The 19,881-nt window shown below is 30.4% G+C and carries 20 protein-coding genes; 14 read left to right on the top strand and 6 right to left on the bottom strand.

Features of this window, described 5'->3' with window-relative positions; genetic code table 11:
* Positions 1-190 precede the first annotated feature (190 nt).
* A complete protein-coding gene (locus COE53_RS12365) occupies positions 191-703 on the top strand; it encodes a DUF6933 domain-containing protein (RefSeq protein WP_098948119.1) in 513 nt (170 codons plus the stop codon).
* A 972-nt stretch (positions 704-1,675) separates the two neighbouring features.
* Here COE53_RS12365 and COE53_RS24360 read toward each other — a convergent pair.
* A complete protein-coding gene (locus tag COE53_RS24360) occupies positions 1,676-1,810 on the bottom strand; it encodes a hypothetical protein (RefSeq protein WP_286133442.1) in 135 nt (44 codons plus the stop codon).
* A gap of 211 nt (positions 1,811-2,021) precedes the next feature.
* Between COE53_RS24360 and COE53_RS12360 the strand changes: the two genes are divergently transcribed.
* Together COE53_RS12360 and COE53_RS12355 are read left to right on the top strand one after the other, a co-directional pair.
* Entirely contained in the window at positions 2,022-2,765 is a 744-nt protein-coding gene (locus COE53_RS12360) for a metallophosphoesterase (protein WP_098948118.1), read from the top strand.
* A gap of 689 nt (positions 2,766-3,454) precedes the next feature.
* Positions 3,455-3,805, top strand: a complete 351-nt coding sequence (locus COE53_RS12355; protein WP_069034246.1) for a hypothetical protein — start codon at positions 3,455-3,457, stop codon at positions 3,803-3,805.
* A 61-nt stretch (positions 3,806-3,866) separates the two neighbouring features.
* On the opposite strand, the gene COE53_RS24355 is transcribed toward COE53_RS12355, so the two are convergent.
* Positions 3,867-3,998, bottom strand: a complete 132-nt coding sequence (locus COE53_RS24355) for a hypothetical protein (protein WP_286143714.1) — start codon at positions 3,996-3,998, stop codon at positions 3,867-3,869.
* 292 nt (positions 3,999-4,290) lie between these two features.
* Between COE53_RS24355 and COE53_RS12350 the strand changes: the two genes are divergently transcribed.
* From COE53_RS12350 to COE53_RS12340, 3 genes are all read left to right on the top strand, one after another.
* Positions 4,291-4,551 (top strand): DUF2187 family protein, encoded by a 261-nt coding sequence (locus COE53_RS12350; protein ID WP_069034245.1) that lies wholly within the window; start codon positions 4,291-4,293, stop codon positions 4,549-4,551.
* A 311-nt stretch (positions 4,552-4,862) separates the two neighbouring features.
* Complete coding sequence (locus COE53_RS12345) at positions 4,863-5,759, top strand: ABC transporter ATP-binding protein (protein WP_098948117.1); 897 nt, start codon at positions 4,863-4,865, stop codon at positions 5,757-5,759.
* 66 nt (positions 5,760-5,825) lie between these two features.
* Positions 5,826-6,779, top strand: coding sequence for an ABC transporter permease (locus tag COE53_RS12340; protein WP_069034243.1), 954 nt, complete (start codon positions 5,826-5,828; stop codon positions 6,777-6,779).
* 85 nt (positions 6,780-6,864) lie between these two features.
* Here COE53_RS12340 and COE53_RS12335 read toward each other — a convergent pair whose 3' ends face one another.
* Both COE53_RS12335 and COE53_RS12330 read right to left on the bottom strand, forming a co-directional pair.
* A complete protein-coding gene (locus tag COE53_RS12335) occupies positions 6,865-7,503 on the bottom strand; it encodes a GntR family transcriptional regulator (protein ID WP_180242415.1) in 639 nt (212 codons plus the stop codon).
* Positions 7,504-7,878: 375 nt separating this feature from the next.
* Complete coding sequence (locus tag COE53_RS12330) at positions 7,879-8,526, bottom strand: GntR family transcriptional regulator (RefSeq protein WP_069034241.1); 648 nt, start codon at positions 8,524-8,526, stop codon at positions 7,879-7,881.
* A 273-nt stretch (positions 8,527-8,799) separates the two neighbouring features.
* On the opposite strand from COE53_RS12330, the gene COE53_RS12325 reads away from it, so the two are divergent.
* The 4 genes from COE53_RS12325 (at position 8,800) to COE53_RS12310 (ending at position 13,842) form a co-directional block, all read left to right on the top strand.
* Complete coding sequence (locus COE53_RS12325; RefSeq protein ID WP_098948115.1) at positions 8,800-10,287, top strand: spore germination protein; 1,488 nt, start codon at positions 8,800-8,802, stop codon at positions 10,285-10,287.
* An 18-nt stretch (positions 10,288-10,305) separates the two neighbouring features.
* On the top strand, positions 10,306-11,391 hold the full coding sequence (locus COE53_RS12320; protein ID WP_098948114.1) for a GerAB/ArcD/ProY family transporter: 1,086 nt from the start codon (positions 10,306-10,308) through the stop codon (positions 11,389-11,391).
* A complete protein-coding gene (locus tag COE53_RS12315; RefSeq protein WP_069034239.1) occupies positions 11,388-12,470 on the top strand; it encodes a Ger(x)C family spore germination protein in 1,083 nt (360 codons plus the stop codon). Before COE53_RS12320 ends, COE53_RS12315 begins: the two co-directional genes overlap by 4 nt.
* 256 nt (positions 12,471-12,726) lie before the next feature.
* Entirely contained in the window at positions 12,727-13,842 is a 1,116-nt protein-coding gene (locus COE53_RS12310) for a GGDEF domain-containing protein (protein WP_098948113.1), read from the top strand.
* Between the two features lie 71 nt (positions 13,843-13,913).
* Here COE53_RS12310 and COE53_RS12305 read toward each other — a convergent pair whose 3' ends face one another.
* Positions 13,914-14,408: a hypothetical protein gene (locus COE53_RS12305; RefSeq protein ID WP_098948112.1), complete on the bottom strand. Its 495-nt coding sequence runs from the start codon at positions 14,406-14,408 to the stop codon at positions 13,914-13,916.
* Positions 14,409-14,506: 98 nt separating this feature from the next.
* On the opposite strand from COE53_RS12305, the gene COE53_RS12300 reads away from it, so the two are divergent.
* From COE53_RS12300 to COE53_RS12285, 4 genes are all read left to right on the top strand, one after another.
* The gene (locus COE53_RS12300; protein WP_098948111.1) at positions 14,507-15,088 is read left to right on the top strand and encodes a vWA domain-containing protein; all 582 of its coding nucleotides are present in this window, start codon (positions 14,507-14,509) and stop codon (positions 15,086-15,088) included.
* A 139-nt stretch (positions 15,089-15,227) separates the two neighbouring features.
* On the top strand, positions 15,228-15,662 hold the full coding sequence (locus tag COE53_RS12295) for a DUF6526 family protein (protein WP_091022422.1): 435 nt from the start codon (positions 15,228-15,230) through the stop codon (positions 15,660-15,662).
* 281 nt (positions 15,663-15,943) lie between these two features.
* Positions 15,944-16,918: an LCP family protein gene (locus tag COE53_RS12290; RefSeq protein WP_286162569.1), complete on the top strand. Its 975-nt coding sequence runs from the start codon at positions 15,944-15,946 to the stop codon at positions 16,916-16,918.
* A 451-nt stretch (positions 16,919-17,369) separates the two neighbouring features.
* Positions 17,370-18,332 carry a 3D domain-containing protein gene (locus COE53_RS12285; protein WP_098948109.1) on the top strand — a complete coding sequence of 321 codons (963 nt, stop codon included), beginning with the start codon at positions 17,370-17,372 and terminating at the stop codon, positions 18,330-18,332.
* Between the two features lie 57 nt (positions 18,333-18,389).
* Here COE53_RS12285 and COE53_RS12280 read toward each other — a convergent pair whose 3' ends face one another.
* On the bottom strand, positions 18,390-19,838 hold the full coding sequence (locus COE53_RS12280) for a L,D-transpeptidase family protein (RefSeq protein ID WP_069034232.1): 1,449 nt from the start codon (positions 19,836-19,838) through the stop codon (positions 18,390-18,392).
* Between the last annotated feature and the right edge of the window lie 43 nt (positions 19,839-19,881).

The raw sequence follows: 19,881 nt of genomic DNA, 5'->3' as shown, positions 1-19,881 counted from the left end.
AAGAGAATCATTTACGATTCTCTTTTTTTATGATGAAACTTTTAAGAATTTTAATGACTGGGAGGAGGACTGTTTAATTGCTTTATAAATAGACCTTTATATAAAGTAAAATAATTCTTTTATATACTGGATTTAGTTGTTGCGATGTTAGAATATAACTAAAAATAATTAATAAACGAGGATCTTAAACATGTACATTCAACTAACAAAAAAGCTTTCAGATGAAATGAAAATAAAAGTAGAGAAACCAGATTTATCAAATGAAAATCAACTTTTTTGCTGGTATGCTAATATCTTTAAAATTGGCCGTAAAAAATGTGTAATAGTAATGAATAATGTAACTAGATATTGTTTTATTATATATGGTCTATTAAAAAAGGATTTTACAAATTTTGAAGAGTTAATAAGGGAAAATATAGTGGGGAATTTTCTAGGTAACGAATTCGATATTGAGAAAATTGATTCTTACATGGAACAATTAGGTGATGCTCAATATACAGCTACCAGCGATCGAAGTATTATTTCCCAGATGAATGATATGATTTATCAAGCTGAACATATTATTCATTACTTGGCTGAGGAGGGGGAAACAATTAGTTTACTCCAATTGAATCTTGATCTAAATGAGACTCCATTAGTAAAATTGAACTCATATCCATATAAATTGATGAGAGATGCATTGGATGAATCTTTTATCAAATAAAGAGATCTTAGAAAATAACAAAAATATCTCCAATAATTGAGGCTGAGCATTAATCATAATTCGTTTTCTTTAATGCATCTTTAAATTCTTTTAAAATTTACTCATTGGATGTCTATCATCTTTACCTTTAATTTTTACATTACCTTTTAATGGAACGATAATTATTATATCGTTCTTTTTCTTTTATATTACTTGTTACAAATACGAATAACTTTTCAGGAGTTAAAATATCATCATATGGGATTACAGCTTCGATCAGTACTCGGGCAATCAAATTCAATATAAAAGAGTTTATAAGTAATTGTTACAAATTAAAGAACAAACGTTAATAAGTAGTTCATCTTCATACATTATTCAAATTTAGAACATTTTACCAGAAATTAATATGTTAATATAATCAAAAAAGATAACGTTTTTTCGGGGGTGGGGTAAATTTGAAAAGTTTCTACTATCTTATTTTTAGTTACTCAATTTTCATTTTAAATGTCACCTTCAACGGATTTAACAACTTCAACATATTTCTAAGTTTAAATTGTATAAGCATTCTATTAAGCCTACTAAGTTTTATGATTTCAATCATTACAACAAATAAAAGATGGAGTGAAAAAGTAAATATTGGTCTAAGTTTGAATTTAATTCTAGTAACTTCTCTTTGGATTAACTTAGTATACGTTGAGGTTTAAACGTTATAGATTAGTAATTTCAAAAAAGAGGTGAGATTAATGGGAAATTTATTTAGAGTAATGTTAGTTCTTCTTTTAACTTTCATAGTGATTGTCTTTACGTTAGTATTCTTTCTCAGGCCGGTATCCAGCACTAAAAGTGGAAGCTCTTCAAAAACTTCTTACTTAAATCTAAGCGAAAGATACGGACTAATCTCTTATTTTGTAAAAAGTGAATAATTTAATTTCTACAATCAAAATAAAACGACTGACTAACTAATAGCAGTCGTTTTACCTAATGATCTAAATCTCACTTCTTACAATCATAAGCAACCAAAGTAATATCCAATTCCTCTTCCAAATTCTCAATCTTACTCTTCGCATCATTAGTTAAATCTGCAATAAAAAAGTCACTGTTATTTAAATCTTTGTTCTCATTACTCATTTCAAAAATCCCCTTTACCAAAATTTTACCTTTTCATTATTCCCTGTGCTATAGAAACTATCCTAGCTATAATTGGACAATTAAATAAAATTTTATTAAGTAAAAAGGCTATAAGACGGATAACTTACTTTAGTAATTTACATTTGTTAAACTATTTATATTATTTAAACAATTTAGTGGGAATAATAGGTTTACAGAAGGGGTTGGATGTATGGATAAGGATACGGTTTTTGCAATTGGAGATATACACGGAAGCATAAATGAATTAGAAACATTACTTAAACAATGGAACCCAGATAATGAAAGGCTAGTACTTCTAGGAGATTTAGTTGATCGTGGAGAGAATCCATACGAGGTATTGATAAGAGCGCAGCAATTAGAAAAAGAAGACGGAGCGGTTGTTATACTAGGAAATCATGAGCAAATGTTATTGGACTGGCTTGAGCAACCTGAGTTTAAACAAGCGTATTACTACGGACAAGGTGGTTTAGAAACAATTAATTCATTTTTTAAATTTGAAATTACAAATAAAAGAGGTCCTAATGAAGTAGCGCAATTAATGAAAGAGCAATTTGTATCTGAACTACAATTTATTAGATCTAGACCACTGTATTTCGAATGGGAAAATTATGTATTTGTTCATGCCGGGGTCGATCTAACTCTTGAAGATTGGAAAGAAACGACTGACAAGGAATTTTACTGGATTCGCGATGAGTTCCATTACGGAAAAAATGAAACAGATAAGACATTTATTTTCGGTCATACACCAACATCAATTCTTCACAAAACTGAAGGGAAATTCGATATTTGGTATTCACCTTGTAAAACGAAGATCTGTACTGATGGGGCTGCTGCATATGGTGGAGTTTTACATGGTATTAAAGTAAATAAAGATGGAATAATTTCAACTCATTCAATTTCTTCTCTAACAAGGTCAACTAAATATGAAATATAATTGAAAGAGTTGAAAGAAATCTATTATAAATTAATACATAGTTTTTGAATTTATAGTAAAAGTCGTTGCCTTTAAGGTAACGGCTTTCTTTTTTTGATATTGATTTTTGCACTAAAATTATTGCAAAAAATATTTATTAGACTAAAATCAATTCACTTTATGTATTGAGGAGGTGATATTATGAATAATATTTCGATCAATATTAAAGAAAAAAATAGAGCTTTTGAAAAGGTACAAAACAAAATTGAAAAATCCATTAATTATAGGGTTCTTAAGTAAAGAAGCAAATTATGATTTGTATAAAAAAGCTACTCTTGACCAGCTAAAGAAAATATAGATTCAGTTAATTATGATAAAAAAATTAGAAAAATTAATAGTCGTTATCCATTAATATTAAATAGTCAAAGCTCAACAAATAGACTAGATAGGTTGGATACTTTGTGAAAATGAATTCACAACCGTCCAAGATGATTTATCTAATGGTGGAAATGACTTTATAAAAAAATAGGTACTATTATATGTTTTCGGACTATTATGATAAAATTAATCTTATTCAAGTTCATTTTGAGGTAAATGGTAATTTGAATAGGAAGAAGAGCTATTTATATGAGTTCTGACCTTTAATATTTCAGAGGTTGACTTTCCGACTACAAGAGAAGCCACCCGTGGCTAAGGAGGAAGAATTAAAAATGACAAAACTAGACCTACTGAAAGATTTTATTCTTAACAAAGAACTAGACATCGATGTATCTATACCTACTGAGGATTATACAAATTTTTCATACAATGGATTTGATGCGGGTACAGTCTATAATAATGACACCTACAGAATTTCTGTAGCTCGTGGAACAAAGGTAGAACGACTATTCCGTAAACGTAAATACAAAATGAAAGTTTCTAAAACCAATAACAACAATCTAGTTGCAACCTTTGAACTAGAAAGTGCTGTTGATTTTGTACAAGTTAAAACGCTGCTTCTAAATATGGATAAATTAGCTAGTAACGGACTTCGTGAAGAATTGAACCGTGCAGTAAATTAATTTCATTTTATTATTTAATTGGTATGACTACAGAAAAAATAAAGCTAACTGTAAACGTTGGTTAAATAATATGATCGAACCCACCAATAGATGGTGGGTTTTGTTTCATCTGATTTGATACTTTTGAGTAGACATATGTTCCACCACTATTTTTTAACCATGTTTGATTTATTCCAAATGCCATTTTAAACATAGAATCTAATTCTGAAATATCTACTCGATGAAAATCGAATTTGTCTACAGTCTTTTTTTATTTTTAAGGCGATATACATGCTGACAAAACATCATTTAATTCAATGAGATCAAGTAGGAATGATCGCGCTAAACTCTTTTCACTTCACCTAAAAAAGAACTAGTTATCTAAAACTATATCGACATAGATTTATAGGTACACCGTCACGGTGAAATCTAGTATCGAGTTCACTTTTGAATATTCTGATATTTTTGTAATATTAAATAAAAGTAAATAAAAAGGTGATAAACATATGTGCAAAAATAATAAAACAATCATAACAATGAATAAATATTATGTAAGACCAGGTGACGAAGTCGAATTTATGCCAAAAGAGGATAATGTAAAAGAGATCAAGCCCAATTCAGTAAAAGGTATTGTAACAAAAGTTCTTTCAAACTCTGTCATTGTTGATATGAGAAATGATCGTAACCACCGTAATTATTACGATCATGATCACACTGTAATCAACCACAAAAAGTATAAAATTTTAGCTCCAATTTCAAAAAGTTAATTTCCTAGAAAATAGCCTTAGCCCAAATAAAAGGGATAAGGCTATTTTTTATTTTGGTACTTATGAACTTATATGAATTCCTAATATAGTAAAAATTAAGTATGTAAAACTACCTAAGATTTGAACGCAAAAAAATAAAAAGAATTCTAGGGAAGATTACAAAATAAACGAAAAATGTAATATTTTTCATATTTACGTAACAGTAATTGTCATTTATTAACAAACTCAGACTTTAGACCGTTTTGCATTTCAATTAGTTTTGTTAAAATATTATTAGAAATTTAGAAAATATTGGAAATAAGGAGGACGAAATGAAAAAGGCAATTGTACAAATTAAGAACTTATCAAAGGAAATAAAAGGGAAGAAGATTGTTTCTGATTTAAGCTTTGATATTTTTGAAGGCGAAGTTTTTGGATTCTTAGGTCCAAATGGAGCTGGTAAGACGACGACGATCAGAATGATGGTTGGTTTGATGAATATCTCTGAAGGTGACGTTGTCATTAATGGTCATAGTATTAAGTCCAACTTTGAAGAAGCAATTAAGAATGTAGGGGCAATTGTAGAGAATCCAGAATTGTATAAATTTCTAAGTGGTTATGATAATTTACTGCAATATGCTCGAATGGATAAGAATGTAACAAAAGAGAAAATTAATGAAGTTGTTGAGCTTGTTGGTTTAACAGGAGCTATTCGTCAAAAAGTTAAAACGTATTCTCTTGGTATGAGACAGCGTCTTGGTTTAGCTCAATGCTTATTGCATGATCCGAAGGTTTTAATTCTTGATGAACCTACGAATGGACTTGATCCAGCGGGTATCCGAGAAATGAGAGATCACTTGCAGCTTCTTACGAAGAAAAAAGGCATGGCCATTATTGTATCGAGTCACTTATTAGCAGAAATGGAAATGATGTGTGATCGAATTGGTATTATTCAACAAGGTAAGCTTGTAGATGTACAAACAGTAACAGAGCTTACAACTGAAGATGTTCAAACGTATTCAATTGAAGTGAATAATAATGAAACTGCACTTAAAGTATTATCTAAACATAATGCGCATTTAGTTGATGGAGAAATACATATTGAATTAACGAGAGAAGATGTACCGAATGTAATTGAGTTATTAGTCGAAAATCGCATTCGCGTATATGGATTTAAAGCAAATGCAAAAACATTGGAAGATCGTTTCTTAGAAATTACGAATGTTTAACATCTCTTTAGTAGTCTCATTAGTTTGTTGATGCTTTAGAATTTCCAAAAGAAAGGAACTTAGAATATGTTAAAATTGATTCAAAATGAATGGATAAAGATTATTAAAAGACCAGGTACTATTGTAATGGTTGCCCTTATTGTTTTACTTGTTGGTGCTACTGGTGCTTTTGTAAAATATTATGAACATAAAAAAGAGCAAAATGCAGATCAGAATTGGAAGCAAACATTACAAGTACAAACAGCAGAAGATAAAAAACAATTAAAAGGTATAAGTAATAAAGACCCTCAAAGACAGTTTTTAGAACGATCAATTGCAATTAATGAGTATAGAATAGACCATAATATATCACCAGATGAGAAGACGAATGTTTGGACTTTTATGGATACTTCATCAAGTTTAATTATATTAGTAAGTTTATTTACGATTATAGTTTCTGGTAATATAGTAGCGAGTGAGTTTAATTGGGGGACGATTAAACTATTACTAATCCGTCCTTTTTCTAGAAAAAAAATAATTATGTCAAAGTATTTAACTAGTATTCTATTTGGTTTTGCTATGTTATTTATATTATTTCTAGTTTCGAATCTACTTGGTTTAGTACTTTTTGGTGCAGGAAGTGGGAATACTTCATATTTAGCATATGTCGATGGCCATGTTGAAGAGCAAAGTAGGCTTGTCTATTCTGCAAAGCTTTACGTAATGAGTTTTATCGAAACATTTATGCTTGCTACGATGGCGTTTATGGTGTCAACAGTATTTAGGAACAATACAATTGCGATCGGGATCTCAATTTTACTATTAACAGTCGGAAATACAGTAACAGTTATTTTGTCGGGATTCTTTGACTGGACAAAGTTTATCTTATTTGCCAATACAAACTTAATGCAGTACGTTAATGGCACTCCACCAGTTGAAGGCATGACAATGACATTCTCAGTAATTATGCTATTAGTCTATTTTGTTATTTTCCTAGGATTATCAATAGTTGTATTTTCAAAACGAGATGTAACAGCTTAAGTTGTTAGAGTGTTCTTTTTTAAGTACTAAAATCAATAAAAAAACAAAAGCCTTATTCTGATTTATGAATAAGGTTTTTTTATTTCTAAAATAATGATTGTATTTTTTCTTTCATGATTTCATTGTACAGTTTCAATGCTTGGTCATACTCTTTTTCTTCAAAAAATTTAGTTAATTCTTCATACTGCTTAATATGATTTTCAACAGAACTTCTTCTATAGGAATAATATTTACTTGCAATAATCTCAAATTTATTTTGTAAAGCTCCGATTGTTTCCATTAATAAATCATTTTGGCTCGTTTGTAAAATAAGATTATGATAACGATTAGCTTCTAAGTAATATAAATCATGATCATCATCAGCAACCGCATTTTTCAATAACTGAGTACATTCATACATTTCATTAATTGGAAAATCAAGCATTTTCCTTTTAGCTTTTTCAATGCTTCCAATGCCTAAAAATAATCGACATTCAAAAAAATTAACGATATCCATCAATGTAATTTGAATATTTTGCACCATTGAGCCTTGGTTTTTAAAATGTTTAACTAAACCACTTGATTCCAATTTGACAAGCGCCCTTCGGATAGGGGTTCTACTCATATTCAAATCCTTTACAAGTGATGCTTCAGTTATATATGTTCCAGGAGAGTATTTCCCTTGTATGATAAATTTTTTGATTTCTTCATATGCTTTTTGTTCTAGTGTTATATTATTTGGCAAGTATTTCACCATCCTACTTTCTAGTGTTATTTTAATGTCCAGCTAAACAGAGTGGAATTTTTTATCAATCCACTCATTATACTTACAAACCAATAGAACTAATATTATACAAAAAGTATACAATAAAATTGACTAAATAGTATAGAAAAATAGTTGATTCAATTATTTGGTAATAAAGGGAAATATCTAATTGAATGAATCAAATGATATATGAAGTAGGCTGGTGTTTAAAGAATACTGAAGTAGGTATGTTAGATTTATATTGATTTGAGTATAAAAAATGTATACAAAAATAACTTTATTAGTTAATTATCGATAATCAATAAAAAAACATCTAAAGCCTTAAAAGCTTTAGATGTTTTTATTGCATTCATATTAGAACATTAAATCCATAAATGCTTCTTCTTTCAGTTGAGTTAAGATTTCAGTTGCTTTATCAAATTCAGATTTTTCCACACGATCAATAAGAGAATTATATAAATCTAATGTATGTGGAATTCTATTTTTTCTTACGTTAAATACATTCGATGACGATGCTTCTTCAGTAAATCTCTTCCATAGATTATCAAGCATTTCGATGATTAAATTATTTTGAGAATTTAGTAAAAATGTTTTATAAAACTCTGTCAACGCTCGGTGATAATTGTAGGCATCATCCCCGTTGTATGCTTTTTCCATAGAGGCAGTCATTTCTCTAAGTAGTTTGACATTAAATGGAGTATGCTTCCTTTGGGATTTTTCTACACAAAATACAGCAAAGCACCATTGAATTTCAATCATATTTATAATTTCATGTAAAGTAAAATGAGTATATGTAACAGTCGTTCCATGAAAGTTATTATGTGATAACAACCCTTCAGATACAAGCCTTCCAAGTGCTCTTCTAATCGGTGTTCTGCTCATTTGTAGTTCAGATACAAGTGCAGTTTCCTTCAAATGCATACCAGTTTGATACTCACCTGAAAGGATCAAACTTTTTAATTTTTCATATGCAATTTGTTCTAAAGTTTTCTCTTTTGCCATTTTATTCTCCTACTATAAATGTATTAACTGATTCATAAAAGATCTTCTTATTTAATCCTTAATAGTATACATTAAAAATCCAATTGATAAGCTATAGAAAAAAATAATTCAATTTTTGATAAAGGAATATAGGTGTATTTTAGTATTAGTAGGTCGATTATTATCTGAATTTAAAAATGTTCAATTAGTTAAACGATGTATTTTTTTCCATTAATTAGAATAATTTCCAACCCCATTTCAAATCATAAAATAAAATCAAATTAGGGGAATGGTATGAGAACTTATAAAGATGGTATGAAAAAAGATTCCTCAAAAGAAAATTGGATTGATGAATTATCGAAATCAAATGATTTTATTAAATTTAAAACTTCAAGTGATCTTCAGAATGATAGTTACTATAGTATTTATTTTTACCGAACATTAATTAGGTCTGAGATCATGCATGATCAAATACTTCCATATTTGTCAAAGAATTATACTCTTGAAGATTTGATGTCTCAACTTCCAGTTCAACAACTTACGATTACTTCAGATAGTTCTAAAATCAAAAGTAAATTGCTAAAAGGTTATATGGTAATTCAGTATGGTGAGAATATAACTGATTGTTTACTTGTTAATATATCGAATAATGTTTCCAGAACGATTGGTCCTCCTATAATGGAAGCTACTACTTTAGGTCCGCAGGTTGGATTTGTAGAAGATTTGGATGTAAACATCAATTTAATTCGAAATAAATTACCAATTTCTGATCTTTATGTCGAGGAATTGGTAGTTGGGAAGCTATCAAAGACGAATGTTGCTGTTATCTATATAAGTGGAATTGCTGATGATGAAAATGTTAATACAGTTACACAGAGGATAAAAGATATCCAATATGATCATATTCCGGACAGTTCATTTATTTCGTCTATGATTGGTGATAACACGCATTCTATTTTTCCACAATCGATTCCAACTGAAAGGCTTGATCGTACAATCGGAGGTTTAACTGAAGGGAAAATCGCCATTGTTGTTGACGGTTCTCCAAATGTTCTTTTGACTCCTGCTTTAATAGATGAGACTTTTATCGCGATGGAAGACTATTATGTCAATTGGGAACTTGCTACATTTTTCCGTTTACTAAGAATATTCGGTTTTGCACTTTCGATATTTATAACACCTTTTTATGTTGCAGTTTTGACTTATCATTATGAGCTAATTCCACCTCGCTTACTTGAATCATTAGTCATATCTAGAGCATCTGTACCATTTCCTCCAATTTTTGAGGTGTTATTTTTAGAACTTACGATCGAGTTAGTAAAGGAAGCTGGACTACGATTACCATCAAAAATTGGACAAACGCTTGGTATTGTTGGTGGTATTGTAATTGGGCAAGCTGTTGTAGAAGCTAAGCTTACGAGTAATATTCTCTTAATCTTAGTAGGACTTGGTACACTTGCATCCTACACATCTGCAATCTATAAATTTAACAATACAATTCGATTTATAAAGTTTCCAGTCATCATAATGGCTCAGCTAATTGGGCTTTTAGGGATTTTTATAGGCTTTATCTATTTAATGACGCATTTGCTTCGATTAACCTCTTTAGGAAGACCCTATATTGGATCGTATCCGTTTAGGAAAACGGCATTTAATGATTTGTGGATCAGATTACCATTTGCAAAGCAGAAAAAAAGACCTACGAATTTAAGACCAGCTACACTTTTTCGATCAACAAATGATATAAAAAGACCTGGTCCACCGAGTGATTTTGATGAATAAAAAAGGAGAGGTTTATTAATGGCATCGTATAGAAGACAACAAGTTTCACCGTATCTCCTATTTTTTATTATTACAAGCTCACAAATAGGCGTAGGTGTTTTAGGGTTTCAACGACTCATCGCACAAGATGCTGGTTATGATGCATGGATCAGTGTAATAATTGCTGGGTTCTTTGTTAACGCAGTTGTATGGTTTATGTATAAAATGTTAACAAAGGCACAAGGAGATATTATTGATGCGCATAAGCAATTTTTTGGCAATATTATTGGATCAATCTTAAGTTTAGTTATTCTAATCTATTATCTAATTTTAGCAATATCTGTTTTAAGATTATATATTGAAATCGTTCAAGTTTGGATGTTTCCGTCTATATCAACGTGGCTATTATCGAGTATCATTTTATTATTATGCTACTATATTGTATCAGGTGGGTTTCGTGTAGTAGTTGGGATTGCATTTCTATCTGGAATCTTTACGGCATTGCTTTGGGCTTTGCTATTTCATTTGCCACATAAATATATTCATATGGATAATATTTTACCTATTCTTGATCATTCGTTTAAAGATTTGTTATTGTCTGCAAAAAAATCAATCTATACAATGGCGGGATTTGAAATATTACTAATGGTTTTTCCATTTATTCGTAATGGAAATTCTTCTCAAAAGTATGCTCAATGGGGAATCGCTTTTTCAACTTTAATCTTCACTTTATCGGCTTATACAACTTTTTTACTATTAAGTGAAAAACAAATTGAACATGTAATCTGGGCGAGACTCTATATAGCTAAATTAATTCATTTTCCATTTTTAGAAAGATTTGAATATATACTAATTTCCAGTTTTTTAATAAAGGTTATTTCAATTTTAGCTCTATTATTATGGAGCTCAAGCAGAGGCTTAAAATTAATTTTTAAATGGAAGCAGAAGTATACATTAATATTGATTAGTGTAATTAGTTTTATCGTTTGTCAATTACTTGAAACTCGATATCAAATTAATGTATTTACAGATTATACAAGTAGAATTTCTCTATACATTTTTTATATTTATATACCACTTTTTTCAATCCTATTTATGATAATGAAGTCTGGGAAAGTAAAATGAAAAAATATCTTCTATTTTTTATTATTTGTATTGCATTAACTTTAAATGGCTGTGCACTTGTACCGTCTGCGAATGTTAATGAACTAAATATTATTGAAGCAGCTGGTTTCGACCTTCCAAAACCAGAACAACTGAAAGGGACTGTTGTTTTCCCTGTGTTTCGACCAACTGGACAGATTGAATTTAAAGTGTCTTCTGCAAGTGGAGAAACAATAAAGAAAGTAAGGGAAAGATTAGATAGTCAAATGAGGTATCGGTTAATGGCAGGTCAGATGCGTGTTGTTACATTTAGTCTAGACTTAGCCAAAAAAGGTTTTTTCCCAATTGTTGATACGTTTAATCGGGACCCGGCAGTTGGGAATATCATACAATTAGCTATTGTTGATGGTGAATCAAGTGATTTACTTTCATTACCACAGTATAAAAATGAAAACATAGCTTTATATCTTTACGATATGCTTGTACACAATTCAGAGACTGGACCTTTTCCCTATACTGATTTCTCAACGTTTGTCTATCAATATTTTGAAGTAGGGCAGGATCCGTATTTACCTGTGTTAAAAATAGTGGATGATAAGATTAAATTAAATGGCTTTGCAACTTTCAAAAGAGATAAACTTATAACAATTATTCCTTGGAAATATGCTTTCATTTTTAAAGGGATGAAAGAAAATTATAAACAAGGATTACATCAGTTCAAAATTGATGGAGATTATGTAGCAATTGATAATATAAAATCTAAAAGTAAATATGATATCAAAATCAAAAAAGGAAAACCAGAGTTTACAATTCATATGAAGTTGAATGCCAGAATTCAAGAATATACTGGTGATAAACCAATAGTACTTCCTAAACATATTAAACAAATAAGTAAAGCAATTGAAAGGGATATTGAAAAAGATGCAAAAGAGCTTATTTCACTCCTTCAAAAAAATAATGTTGATCCAATTGGTTTCGGCTCAAAATTAGAAGCACATTACAGGGAATTTGATGAAAAAAAATGGGAGAAACAGTATTCGAGTGCAAAAATTAAAGTAAAGGTTAATTTAGATATACTTCATACAGGAATTGTTGAATAGATCATGTTTCGAATGAATAGAAGAACTATTAAAACGTGAATGGAACTAAAAAAGGACGTCTTAAGGTCATTGTTAGACAGATAGACGTCTTTTTTAATTAAGAACATTGTATAAAAATTGTATACAAACGATTGAGTAAGTATGTTAAAATAATATTACGGAAAAGTTAAGTATAAGATAATTTAATCCATAGATCAGTTTCTTTAATAATTTATAAATAATCATATTTATTTTAAGATAATTCCTGGAGGGGATTATGCTTTTAAAAAATATTTTCATAACCCATACAATCATCATTAGTTTTTTTTATTTAACCTCTTCCATCTTATGGGGGGAAGCAAGACAAAAGTTTGCAGGGAAATCGAAATTTCAAGAATTTTTTATCGGGATTCTATTGAGTTTATTAACGATTGTATTAATAAATTTTCCGATTATCACGGATCATGGAACAAATATTCAAATTAGAGCTCTTGGAATGGAAATTGCAGCAATCTTTTTTGGGAATATCACCTTAGTGACAATGTTTTTCTTCGATATTATTGCTTTTTATTTTATTAAGGGATTGAATTATGTTTATGTAATTGATTCTCTTTTGCTTTTGATTGTTTTATTTTTGGGATTCTATATGAATTATCAAAAATGGGATGAAAAAAAGAGAATACTTATTTTGACTACAATTATTATTTTGTATAGATGTATCGGTTTTTACTTAATCGATAAATGGATGCTAAAACCGATTGGTGACATTGTATTAGGAAGATTACTTCAAACGATTGGGTTTTGGATTCTAATGTTTGTTCCAGCATTATTCTTAAGTTACTTTATAGCCTATAAAACACGCAATACAGAAGTAAAATTAAAGAAAATGGAAAATATCGCAAATGTTGACAGTCTAACTGGACTATATAACCGTAGATACTTTGAAAAACAACTTTTAAATGGATGTTCAAAATCCTTTGAATCATCAATACCTATGACATTATTAATGATTGACGTAGATCATTTTAAAAAATATAACGATTTATATGGTCACCCAAAAGGTGATGAATGCTTAAGAAAAGTAGCAACTAGTTTGCAATTAGAGACGACAAGCGAATCAGGTATTGTTGCACGGTATGGTGGAGAGGAATTCTCAATCTTATTACCGAAATCTGATCTGAATGATGCACTTAAAATAGGGAATCGATTATGTAAAAATATAAAAAAGTTAAAGATTGAACATGAGCAATCAGAGAAAAAACTAGTTACATTAAGTATTGGTGTAGCATCATTGATTGCTGAAACTGAACAAGATTATTTAAAATTAGTAAAACAAGCTGATCAGGCATTATACAAATCAAAGCATAATGGAAGAGATCAAGTGAGTTACTAAAATATAAAAAACATCTATTAATCACTTCAGAAAAAGGTGATTTAAGATGTTTTTTTATTTATTTTGCTGCTTTATTTTATTAGTGGATCTAAATTAAAGTGGTTCAATGCTTCGTTGACTAAATCAATATCATAAACGTTGTTCTCTAAGAAAAATTTTATGACTAAATCATTTAAATCACTGTCTGATAATGTATAGCCAGCAGAACTTAAGAGTTCGTTCGTTTCAATTTTATCTAGTTCAAGTGCTAATGATAAAGCAATGATTGTATTTTTCTTTGGAAGATAATTAGGAATGGAGCGGATTTTTGAAAAATGTTTTCGATCAATTCCTGCCTTTTTATAAATTAATGGATCACTGACATTTTTTTGATCAATAAAGTTAAATAAAAGCTCTCTAAATGTTGGTTTCAGTTTATTTTTAATAAATGCTTCAATTTCTAGATTTTCTAAAGGCTCAGCAGCAAGAATTTCATTTTTACTAAAATGTAATTCTTCTATTTTTACTTCATCTAAATGACGTTTTACATATTGTTGTAATTCAATCAAAAATTCTTGGTTAAGCATTTTAAATTCCCCATTCCAAAATGTCTCTTTTAAGGCGACCTATCTACTAATTAATTTAGTTATTATTATAACATCAAGAATGAAGGGGCTGATTTAGAATGAACAATAATAAAACAGAAATTATATTTTTAATTGATAGAAGTGGTTCAATGGCTGGGCTTGAAAGTGATACGATCGGTGGATTTAACGCATTTATAAAAAAACAAAGTAGTTTTGATGGAGAAACGAATGTAACAACAGTTCTTTTTGACGATCAGTATGAAGTCTTATGGGATGGGAAAGATGCACGTGAAGTAAAATTAACAGATAAAGAGTACTTTGTAAGGGGAACTACAGCACTTTTAGATGCAGTAGGTAAAACCATTTTAAATGTAGGCAACAGATTGTCTTTATGTAACGAGATGGAAAGACCTGGTAAAGTGATTTTTGTTATTACTACTGATGGGTTAGAGAATGCGAGTGTTGAATTTACCTATAATAAAGTGAAACAACTTATCCATCACCAACAAGAAAAGTATAATTGGGAATTTATATTCATGGGAGCAAATATAGATGTAGCAAAAGAAGCCAGCAGCCTAGGAATTTTAGAAGAAAATGCTTATACTTTTGAATCTTCTAATGAAGGTGTTGAAAATATGTATAGTGTAATAAGCGAGGCTGTGTCTGAAAAAAGGATATAATATAAATTCATATCTAGTAAGTCTTTTTGACTTATTAGATTTTTTTATTGTAAATAAAAATTCTTTAATGATAAATAAGTAGTAAGAATAATAATGTTAGAATAGGGACATAAAACAATTTTAGAGGAGAGATGTACATATGAAACCGCAAAGCTTAGATCATCACGTTAGATATCATCCAGTTTTCCACTTTTTTGGAGCACCATTAGCGTTAATCACAATCATTGGTTCAATCGTTAACCTATGCAGCGCAATAAAGAATAGTGATCATATTTGGTTAGCAGTCTTGATTTTAGTTACTTCGCTTTTATTAGTTGTATCGTTTTTTCTAACAAGACTATATTCCAACAAAGTACAAGACCGTGTCATTCGAATGGAAGAAAATTTTCGCCATTTTACACTAACTGGAAAACCTTTAAATCCTCAATTAACAATGGGGCAAATCATTGCATTACGATTTGCAAGTGATGAAGAATTTGTAGCGTTAAGTGAAAAAGCGGTAAATGAAGGACTGAGTTCGAAAGAGATTAAACAAAATATTAAAAATTGGCGAGCGGATGAGTATCGCGTTTAATTTTGTGCAGGGGACCTATTTTAGGTCCTTTTTCTTGTTTCGAGGGGAATTAGTCTATAAAGTTCGAGTAACAATACCAGCAAAAAAATTTGTTACCTATTAAATATAATAAATTCCCCTAATGCCGCTAACAATATGGATATAAAATAATCTTTTTACCTGAAATACTAAAAATGCTGAAAAACTCTTAGTCAGTTCTCTACATATAAGCAATGCTATAAATATTATCATTCAAATTAATGCCTCATACAAATATCTCAAAAGGAGCTCTTGCTAAACAAATGAAAGAACAGAGTAATAAAATCAGAAAAACAAAAAGAAAGCCTCTTAAAATATTGCTATTGATTGTTCTAATTCTTATCGCATTTATTGGATATAAGGGAATAAGAACATATTATAAATTACAGAATGCTACCCAGGGTGAACTTCTTCACTCAAGTTTGCGTAAACAAGAAATAAAAGATACTCAACCTTTTTCCATTTTATTTCTTGGAATTGAAAACTACGCAACAAAGGGGAAAGGTGGTAGAACTGATTCTATCATATTAGTAACTGTTAATCCCAAAGATAAAACAATACAAAAAATGAGTATTCCTCGTGATACATACGTGGAAATTCCAGATCAAAAAAGAAAATCTAAAATTAATGGTGCATATAACAGTGGTCTTCAATCAACTGTAAATACAGTAGAAAACTTTTTACATGTCCCAATCGACTACTATGTTACTGTAGATTTTGGTGGTTTTAAAAATATTGTCGATGAGATTGGTGGAATTGATGTTGATGTTCCATTTGATTTTTGGCAATATTCGGATACTAAACCACGTTATAAAGTTTACTTCAAAAAAGGAAATCAACATCTAAATGGAACAGAAGCTTTAGCCTATGCTCGAATGAGAAAGCGTGATCCACGTGGTGATTTTGGACGTGAAGAACGTCAACAACAAGCTATGCTGGCAATTATCGATAAATTAAAGTCTCCGAAAACATTATTTAAAATAGATAAATATGCAAGTGTATTTAGTGAAAATGTCAAAACAAATATGAGCTTGTCTGAAGGCTTATACTTATTCAATGACATGAAAGAAGCTAATCCTAAAAACATCACGACATTAAAATTGGAAGGAAAAGACGATTATATTAACAGAATTTACTATTATATGCCGGATCAAACTAGCGTAAATGCAATAACAAATAGTTTGAGAAATCATCTTGAGCTTGATAAATTACCAGCTAATTCAATTAAATCAAAATAAGTATGTATCATATATTTTAAAAAAAGAGGTAAATGAGTAAGCATCTCATTTATCTCTTTTAGTTTTTAATTTAATATTCATGTTTAACTAAACAACAATTTACTTGAAAAGAAAATCAGCAATCTACTCTAACAGAGCCCTCAAAGAAAAATCACATTGTTGAAATTGTTTATCTATTGTAATCTATGTAATTTCCTTCGTCAGATTTTGTAATAGTCAGTAACGAATAAAAGGAAGGGCTAAATACCGAGTAATATGGGCTATTTACTTTGAAAAGAGTTTGAGAAAAAGCCCGTTTTTTTGCTGTTTGTTCAGTAATTTTAGTTAAACACCTGTAATAAACATGCGATGAAAGGAAATGATTTATCATCTCCCTGTTACTTTTTTGAGAAAAATCTATGTTACGATTAGTAAAAATTAGCAAATAAAGGAACATGGAGGGGAAAAAGAAATGATTAACAAAGTTAAAGTTACAACCATTTTAGCAGCTGCTGCACTCTCAGTATCTGTAAGTGCTAATGTGCAAGCTGCTACCGTTGAAGTGAAAAAAGAGGATACCTTATGGGATCTATCACGTGCAAATAATGCCACCGTTGAAAATACTAAAATGTTAAACGGGATTACTTCAGACTTAATTCATCCTGGGGATAAACTAATCATTGCACCAGAAAAACATTATGAAGTTAAAAAAGGTGATACATTATGGGATATTGCACAAAATCATGATGTAACAGTATCGCAAATTCAAGAATGGAACAATATACATACGGATCTAATTCAACCAGGATTAAACCTAGTAATTTTTGAAGGCGTAAAAAATATAGCTCAATCAAAAATGACAAATATAAATGCAATAAATTCTAAATCTACTTCAACAGTGAAGTCAGTACAAGAATCTCCAAAGATTGCATCGGCATCAAGAGAAGATGCTACTAAAACAAAGGAAATTGTACCAGCAACAAAGGAAAGTGCATCAATAACAAAGCAAAGTGCACCAACAACAAAAGAGAGTGTACCAAAAACCAAAGAAAGTGCACCAGCAGTAAAAGAAAGTGTACCGGTAACAAAATCTGACGCTTCAACAGCAAAAGAAAGCGAATCTAAAACAAAAGATTCGGCTGGATCAAAAGTAATAATAATGGAAGCATCTGCCTATACAGCTTCTTGTAATGGGTGTTCTGGCATTACAGCAACTGGAATTGACTTAAAAAAGAATCCAAATACAAAAGTCATTTCCGTTGATCCAAGTGTCATCCCACTTGGAAGTAAAGTGAATGTAGAAGGTTATGGAGTAGCAATAGCCGGAGATACTGGTGGTGCCATCAAGGGAAATCGAATTGATGTATTTATTCCAAATAAACAAGATGCGATTAATTTTGGAAGAAAACAAGTGAAAGTAACGATCTTAGACTAAACATAAAAAAACACTGAAACGGTACATAGGGTTTCAGTGTTTTTATTATGCTATTTATTAGTAGATGACTACTGGCTCATATGTGCTGAGATTATCATATACGGTTTTCATTAGACTAGGTGGAGTGTTAACGCAGCCACCAGATCCTGCAGTGAGATAGGCATTGCTTGACCAGTTGCTTCTCCAGCTAGCATCGTGGAATCCTTGTCCGCTGTTTGTGAATGGTGCCCAATAATCGACCTTAACTTCATAAGAACCAAGACCGACATGTGAGCCCCTAAGGATCGATGGTGTTCGTTTAAAAAGAATATACCAAACTCCTTTTGAAGTATCTTCACCGGTGATGTGTTTACCAGTAACAACATTCGTTGTGATAACCAATTTGCCATTTTTATAAAGCCAAATACGCTGTTCGGCAATCGAGACTTCAGCATATGTATCGCCAATTCCATTGTTCGTGGTCGTATTATATCCATAACCTTCATTGTTCCAGCCATTTCCGATAATATGAGTAGGAGAGATAGATTTTTTTCCTGTTTCAAAAGCCTGTTGAACTAATGATGATTCTTTTTCAGCATCTAATGCCCAGCCATAGCCTTCTCCTTTAACTGAAATGACAGATCCTGAATGTGTCTTAAATTTAAAATTTTTATTTAATGTAGATTGAGAATTATTTATTTCAGCAATTTTGTTTTTAAGATTACTAGAGTCGATCGTAATTTTCATATCTTTTGACACTGATGCGTTTTGAATTAATTCAGCCGCATTTAAAGAATAAACTTTATCTTGAACCTTATATTGAACTGTACGCCCTAGTAGTTCTTGAAGTTTTTTCTTTTCATTTTTCACAATTTGATTGTCTTCTTTGATTGGTTGTATGTATACAGGTTTTAGACGGATGATACTCGTATATCCTTGTCCATTATAGTCTTTTAATAGACGGTCGATATCATATTGCTCACCGCTAATGCTTTTAGAGACAATAATTTTACCTTGTTTCAATTGAACAGTCGCATCTTTTGGTGCTTTTAAGCTCTTATTAAGAGTGAGGAGCTTATCTTCAATCTGTTTTTTCATTGTGTGAATTTGATCTTCATCTCGCTTACTCGGCATTAAAGAATAATTTTTTTCTTTTGAAGAAGGAAAAAACGTCCGTTGGTCTTTTACTATTTTTTTAATAGCCGGCAGATCATTTTCCGTAAAGCTCATCTTTGTATCTTTTCCATCCAAGATTTTCTGGTCGCCCACATAAACGATGTTTTTAAGTTCACTAGTTTGTAATTTTTTTAGTGCCTCGTTAGTATTCAGACCACCTAAATTTATGCCGTTTACTTTGATTTGAGCATTGAAATGGTTAGCTCGATAGCTGAATACAATGATCAGCGTAATAATAATAATGATGCCAATCAAAATAAAATGCCAGGGCAAGGACCGTTTAAATGATCTTCCCCGTTGAATATTATTTCCTTTAACATTTAAAGTACTTTCCAAAACAATTCCTCCCATAACCAAGTAGTCCATCTATCAATGTTTACTGAAATTTAGATTA

It is taken from the genome of Bacillus sp. AFS029533, from assembly GCF_002585125.1.
Taxonomy (GTDB): Bacteria; Bacillota; Bacilli; order Bacillales; family Bacillaceae_G; genus Gottfriedia; species Gottfriedia luciferensis_B.
Note: the sequence above shows the minus strand (reverse complement) of the source record. Positions and strands in the feature narration are given on the sequence as shown.